The following is a 6,898-nucleotide window of genomic DNA, read 5'->3' on the forward strand; positions in this document are numbered from 1 at the left end:
CAGGGGGTTCCGTGGGAACGGCTCAGGTCAGGACAGCTTGTACGTCGTCACTTGGTGGATGCCGTAGTCGGGCACGTAGTAGCCGCCACCGAACTCGGCGACCTCACGGTTGCGGCCGTAGTCGTCGCCGTTGAGCGACAGCACCTCGTCGACACCGTCCCCGTCCAGGTCGCCCGCGAAGTACTCACGGGCGCCGTTGAGACTGCCGATGGAGCCGACGTTCGGGGCCCAGGAGTCCTCGGAGTCGATGATGCTCGGGTCCCACAGGTACAGGCCGCCCTCGACGCCGGCGACCAGGAGTTCACGCCCGCCGGGGCCGGTCATGAAGCCGCCGCCGTAGGACTGGGGCAGGACCAGCTGCATGGTGTCGTCGCCGTTCGCCCGGAAGCGCCGGAACGACGCGGTGCCGCCCTCGTACAGCGTTCCGTCCTTCGCGAAGAAGCTGTTGTGCGTCCACATGCCGCCCGACATCCAGGTGTGCAGCACCTCGCCGGTGCGGCCGTCGCGGATCTCGAAGTAGTTCTGCGGGCTGAGGGCGCTGGAGGTGTCCCACTTGATGGGCGCGTTGACGGCCCACGTGTAGACCACCGCGTGACCGTCGGCGTACGGGATCTCCTTGGAGGCGAAGACGCCCTCGTTCGGAGTGAGCGCGCGGATGCCGCCGACCGCGGTGTCGGGCGCCTTCGGGGCGGCCGACCAGCGGGCCTTGCCGGTCTTCGCGTTGAGCGCGACAGCGCTCGTCACCGGGTCGGTGACGTCGAAGGCGTTCAGGCTTGCGTACCCGGCGTAGACCTTGCCGTCGTTCACCGACGGGTCGGAGAAGCGCACGTCGCCCGCGGCCGCGGGGGCGTGGTACGTCCAGAGGGCGTGGCCGTCGCCGTAGTAGGCGTGCAGCGCGTCGCTCGGGACGAGGATGTCCTGCTCGCCGTCGCCGTCGAGGTCGGCCAGCTTCGCGGTGTGGATGTACTGGCCGCCGCCGTCGATGGTGGCGAGCGTCTTGCCGGTCTTCCCGTTGAGGACGACGGTCGCGGTGTCGGCCGCGACGACGATCTCGGGCTTGCCGTCTCCGTTGACGTCACCGAGTTCGATGTCGTGGACCGCGCCGGGCAGGGTGGCCTGCCACAGCTTCTCGGGCTTGGCACCGTTCACGAGGGACGGTCCTGAGTACGCCCAGACGCCGTTCGACGAGCCGCCCATGACCAGGTCGTTCTTGCCGTCCTTGTTCAGGTCGGCGCTCTTGGCGTAGGAGATGTCGCCCTGCATCGGCGTGACGCTCTCCGCCTTGCCGTTCGTGAGCTTGAACGTGCGGATGTTCTGCGCCTGGTCGATGACGCGCACGTGCGTGCCCGCGGCGTCGCTGTAGAGGTCCTGGTACATCGGCGCGGCGGCGACGCCCTTGGACTGCCACTTGACGGCGCCCTTGCCGGAGTACACGGTCAGCGCCCCGTAACGGCTGCCGCCGACGTTCGTGGCACCGTCGTAGTCGTCGTTGTTCTGGGCGGAGGTGATCAGCTTGCCGTCGGCCACCGTCATGCCGAAGACGCTGGGCCCGCTGTTGCCGTCGTCGGCGCCCCGCTTCACCGAGTTCGACCACTGGAGCTTGTCCGCGCTGTCGCCGTTCACGACCCGGACGGTGCTGGCGTTGACGAAGTAGTTCTCGTCGAACGAGGACTCGGCGACCGCGTACTCGTCACCGGCCTTGCCGCCGAGGTCACCGACCGTCAGCGAGGTGGGGACCACGTTGTCCCGGCTCTGCAGCGTGGCCCGGTGCCCGGTCTTCAGGTCGTACGAGGCGACCTCGTAGTGCACCGTGTCCGTGGAGTCCGCCTGCTCGACCGCGACGATCCGCTTGCGGCCGGCGTCCAGGCGCATCGTGCGGTTGTACAGCATGCTGTCGGTCTGCCAGGTGACGGAGCCGTCGGCGGAGTCGAGCACGAGGGTGCGACCGCGCGCGTCGACACCGTCGGCCTTCTCCAGGTTCCAGGAGACGGCGACCTTGCCCTTGCCGAGGTCCTGGATGTCGCCCCAGTTCGCGGAGCGGGCTTCCTTGGAGTCGTACGTCCAGGTCTGCGCCGGGGTCAGCTTGCCGTCGGAGCCGGACGAGAAGCGTATGCCGGTCAGGGTGAGCGTCGCGTCGGCCGGGACCTTCGCGTCGCCGCTCATCCGGGGCGCGTCGGCGACCAGCAGGGTGCCGTCGACGATCTTCACCAGGGATGCGCGGTTGTACAGCTTCGACCACAGCGTGCTGCCGGTCCTGCCGTCGAGGACCGTCACGAACGTGCCGGTGGTGAGCGGCGAGTCCGGGCTGCTGAACGGCCGCGTGTACGGGGGCGTGCCGACCTGCGCCGAGAACACCAGGTCGGGGACGCCGTCGCCGGTCAGGTCACCGGTCGAGTAGCCGGAGTCGGAGTTGGGGGTGAACGGCGAGACCGCGTTGTAGCCCATGAGGACCTGCGCCGGGTACGGCTCGGTCTTCCACACCTGGAGCGGCTTGATCTGCCAGTCCGCGTAGAACGAGCTGCTGTTGCGGGCCCACTTCGCGCTGCCGTCGGCGGCGTGCAGCTGGACGTAGCCCATGCTGTTGACGGAGTAGTAGTCGCCGTTCTTGCCGACCGGCACCGTGGCACCCATACCGCGCACGCCTTCCAGCGTGGACTTCGCGGTCGTGGTGACCTTGGTGGTCGGGTCGACGTCGGCGGATGCGCCGGCCGATGTCGAGTCGCTGTTCGAAGCGTTGCCGGAGCTGGAGCCGGAGCTGGATCCCGTCGACGTCGAGTCGTCGTCGTTCGTCGTGCCGGTGGTGTCCTCGGCCTTGACCCACGGGTCGAGCGAGACGTTGGCGGCGAGCTTCTTCGCCTCGGTGCTGGTCAGCTTCATCGCCGAACCGCTGTCGCCGTCGGCGGCCAGGGCCTGCGGCACGGCGGTCAGGCACAGGCCCGCCGCGACCAGACCGGAGGCGAGCGCCAGGGCCCGCCGCGAGTGGTGGGTTCTCATCACTTGGCTCCCTGCGTGAAGCGGACGGCCGTGCCGTCGGCGAGCACGGACTGGTTGTAGGAGTACTGGAGGGCGTCGGTGCCCGCCTGGTTCGCGATGCCGACGGTGGCGCCCGCCCCCTTGTCCGCGACGGACTGGTACTGCAGGGTTGCGGCGCCGGTGGCCTCGTCGAAGACGACCTCGAAGGTGGCGCGGCCCGAAGTGCCGTTCGCGTAGGCGGCGTTGTTCCACACGATGGCGAACTTGCGGCTGCCCTTCGTGCCGGTGACGGCCGTCTGCACAGAGGACTTCTTGTCCAGCGTCAGGTCGTCCCACAGGGGGGCGACGATGCCCTTCACACCGTTCACGCCGGTCGTCGGCAGTGCGGTGTTGCCGTAGTCGCCGACGCGCGAGGACAGGAAGTTGACCAGACCGTCGGTGGTGACCGAGGCCGAGGAGTACGAGACGCCGTACAGCTTCACCGAGAAGGGCAGCGCGACCGGGGCGGAGTCCTCGTCACCGGACAGGGCGACCTTCTTGGCACCCGCGATCCAGGAGTACGTGGCCGGGGCGCAGGTGTTGCCCGCGTTGTCGGTGCGGTGGGGAACCTGGACGTTCTTCGTCAGGTCCGCGGAGCCGACGGTGGCGGTGTCGTCGTAGACGCCGTTGCACAGGACCGGGGCGGCCGGCTTCACCGTGAGGGTGTAGGAACCCTCGGAGACCTTGGCGAAGGTGTACTTGCCCTTGGCGTCGGTGGTGACGGCGGCCAGCGGCGAGCCGTTCATCTCGACCGTCGCGCCGGGCAGTGCCTTGCCGGTGACGTCGAGGACGGTGCCGGAGACCTGGTGCGAGGCGACCGGGGTCAGCGCGATGTCCTGGGTGTAGGACTGCTGGGCGGCGAGCGTGACGTCGGTCGCCGTGCCGTTCGCGTAGCCGTAGCCGCTGAAGGCGAAGGAGTAGGTGCCCGGGGCCAGCGGCAGACGGTACGTGCCGTCGGTGGCTGTGGTGACCGAGCGGACGGAGCCGGCGGTGTCGGTGGCCTTCACGGTGATGTTCGCCAGCGCTTTGCCGGTCGACTTGTCGGTGGCCTCGCCGGTGACGGTGGCCGCGGTGTGCGGGGCCTTTCCGACGGAGGCGAGGATGTCGAGCTTGCCCTCGCCCCAGACGTTGTTCATGCCGGCGGTGCCGCCGCAGTGGGTGTCGTCGACGTCGCTCGCGCCCTCGTCGAGGAGCCTGCGGGTCTCGTCGATGTTGCCGATCAGCGAGGGGGCGGCCGACCACAGCAGGGCCACGGCGCCCGCGACGTGCGGTGTCGCCATCGACGTACCGCTGATGGTGTTGTACTGCGAACCCGGCCAGGTGGAGGGAACGTCGACGCCCGGTGCCGCGATGTTCGGCTTCGCCGAGCCGTCGACCGGGGACGGCCCGAAGCCCGAGAACGGGGCGATCGTGCCGGACGCGTCGTAGGCACCGACGCCGTAGGTCGCGTCCTGTGCGCCGGGCGCGGCCGTGGTGGAGCAGGTCTTGCCGTCACCGTCGTTGCCCGCGGCGAACGCCTCGAAGATGCCCGCGGAGTTCCACGCCTCGACGATGTCCTGGTAGAACGCCGTGTCGCCGCCGCCCCACGAGTTGTTGACGATGTTCGGGGCGAGGTCCGGGCGCGGGTTCTGCCCGTTGTGGTCGGTCGGCGCGAGGATCCACTGGCCGGCCGCGAGGAGGTTGTCGTCCGTACAGAGTTCGTCGCTCGTACAGCCCTTGGCGGCGATCCACTTGGCGTTCGGCGCGACACCCAGGCCGTTCTTGGCGACCATCGTGCCCATGGTGTGGGTGCCGTGGCCGGCGTTGTCGCACGGGGTGGTGCTGGTCGCGCACGTCCCCGTCGGGTCGTAGAAGTTGTAGTCGTTCGTGAACGTGCCGTCGCCGTTGTTGCCGCGGTAGTTGGCGACGAGATCCGGGTGGTCGTACTGCACGCCGGAGTCGACGCTGGCGACGACGATGCCCTCACCGCGGTCGTCGTACTGGTCCCAGACCTGGTCGGCCTTGATGTCGGTGATCCCCCACTCGGGGGTGTCGTCGCCGCTGGCGGACGAGTCCGTCTTGGCCGACGTGGGGCGCGTCGTGGTGACGTTCTTGTCCGAGGTCTCGATGTCGTCGAGCTTGAACGTCCGCTTCTTGACGATCGATGCCACGTCCGAGCGCTTCGCGAGGGCGTTGACGAGGGACTGGTCGCCGGTGACCTGGAGGGTGTTGGCGATCCAGAAGTCCTTGTGGCCGACCTTCTTCTTGTCGAGGAAGGACCTCAGCGAGGCCTGGCTGTCGTCGGCGTTGGCGCGCAGTTCCTTGTACGCGGCCCTGGCCTTGGCGGCGTGTGTCTTCTGCTTCTCCGCGCCGGACAGGTTCGGCTTGTCCTTGAGGACGACGAAGAAGGTCGCGTCGCCGCCCTTGGCGACGGCGCTGCTCAGCGACGGGTCGATCTTCACGGTGGCGGACGGGGCGTCGGCGGCGACGGCCGGCATCACGCCGGCGGCGAGAGCGGTCGCGGTGAACGCGGCCGCCGCCCAAACGGCGGTTCTGCGCCGGGGCGGTCGGGGCAGGTGCATCGGGGGTGCTCCTCCGGAAACGGTGCGGTGGAGTTCGCACGCTAGAAAGACGCCGTTACTGAGGAATTACTGGCCTCGACCCGACGGGCCGCCCCTGTCGTCCCTACGCTGCCGGCAAGGATGGCCCGGGTGGCACGTATCAGGCACGTATCAGGCCACGGAGCGCTTGCCACAGCCCGGTTGGCCATGAAGTGAGCGGGCCAGTGGCCCGAGCGCCCGGCGCGGGTGATCGCGCACGCGAGCCGGTGCGGAGGGCATCAGGCGTCGGCGTCTTGAACGGGTCGGACACCTATCGACTTCGCACGGCGCCGGACCTGGGTACTCGGGCGGCAGAAGCGGCAGGAGCGGCAGGCCAGGCAAATGCCTCCCCCGGACTCAGCAGGCCGCCTCAGATGACGGCCCTCCCCATTCCGCTCCCCGACAGTCCGAGGGAGGCACTCCGAGAGCCTGGAGCAAGCCCGTTACTGCCGCGTTACTCGTCGACCCGTTGCCCGGCGCATCGAGCAACGGGAGCCACTTGACGGCGTCACCCCGGGCGCGTACCACGCCGCAGGTGCGGACAGAGTCGCAGAGCCCCCAAAGCAACGACGGCGAACGGCAACCGACCCTGAATCATCGGGATCGGCGATCCCTTCGCCACGGCGCAGCCTCGTTCGACGCGCCGTAGCCGAGAGGGGTCCGATGAACAAGGAGGGGCAAGGAGGGGCAAGGAGGGGCAACGGCTCGCATCGCCCCCTGCAGGGGGGTCAGCCGCGCAGGGCCGACGCGAAGATGCCGGGCAGCCGCCCCGTCCTGCCGTCGGTGGCGTAGGCGGTCAGGGTAGTAGTGCGCACTGCCGAGTAGGGCTGAACCGCTGCCGCGTAGGCCCGAAGCCAGCCCGGTTAGGGGAGCCACCGGCGTCAGGTGCGCCCCGTCTCCTTGACGGTGCAGGTGTCCGTGTCCGCCGGGCACCAGTGCGTTCGGCCGCCCACGAGGTGGAGTTCGAGGTCCGCGTCAGCCATGTGGTTCCGGTCGAGGGCGGCGCGCAGTGCGGTGGGCGCCGGTTGCGGTGGCAGGCCGAGGACACCGATCACGACGATGCCGTTGCGGGCCTCCACGGAGGCGATCTGCCACTTTCCGGTGGCTGCCCACTTCTCCGCCACGGGCCGGGCGTCGGCGGCGAGCACGCGGTCCCGGGCGACGGTGATGGTGCCGGTGGTGAGCGGCACCGCGATGAGCAGCACCACAGCGGCGACCGCCACCAGTGTGCGACCGTGCAACTGCCCCACGGCGAGGCCGGATTGCTGGGCCGCGCTCCGGATTCCGTAGAGCAGGAAGACGATGGT

The 6,898-nt window shown here is 69.5% G+C and carries 2 protein-coding genes and 1 pseudogene; all 3 read right to left on the reverse strand.

The genetic code is table 11. The features are described 5' to 3' along the window. Positions 1–27: 27 nt before the first annotated feature. On the reverse strand, positions 28–2,994 hold the full coding sequence (locus AB0J02_RS37645) for a VCBS repeat-containing protein (protein WP_363198375.1): 2,967 nt from the start codon (positions 2,992–2,994) through the stop codon (positions 28–30). Then, entirely contained in the window at positions 2,994–5,573 is a 2,580-nt protein-coding gene (locus AB0J02_RS37650) for a S8 family serine peptidase (protein WP_363198376.1), read from the reverse strand. Before AB0J02_RS37650 ends, AB0J02_RS37645 begins: the two co-directional genes overlap by 1 nt. Positions 5,574–6,472: 899 nt before the next feature. After that, positions 6,473–6,898: pseudogene (locus tag AB0J02_RS37655) on the reverse strand (DUF389 domain-containing protein); the annotation flags it as partial.

Origin of the sequence: Streptomyces sp. NPDC050264, assembly GCF_040655895.1 — a bacterium.
Classification (GTDB): domain Bacteria; phylum Actinomycetota; class Actinomycetes; order Streptomycetales; family Streptomycetaceae; genus Streptomyces.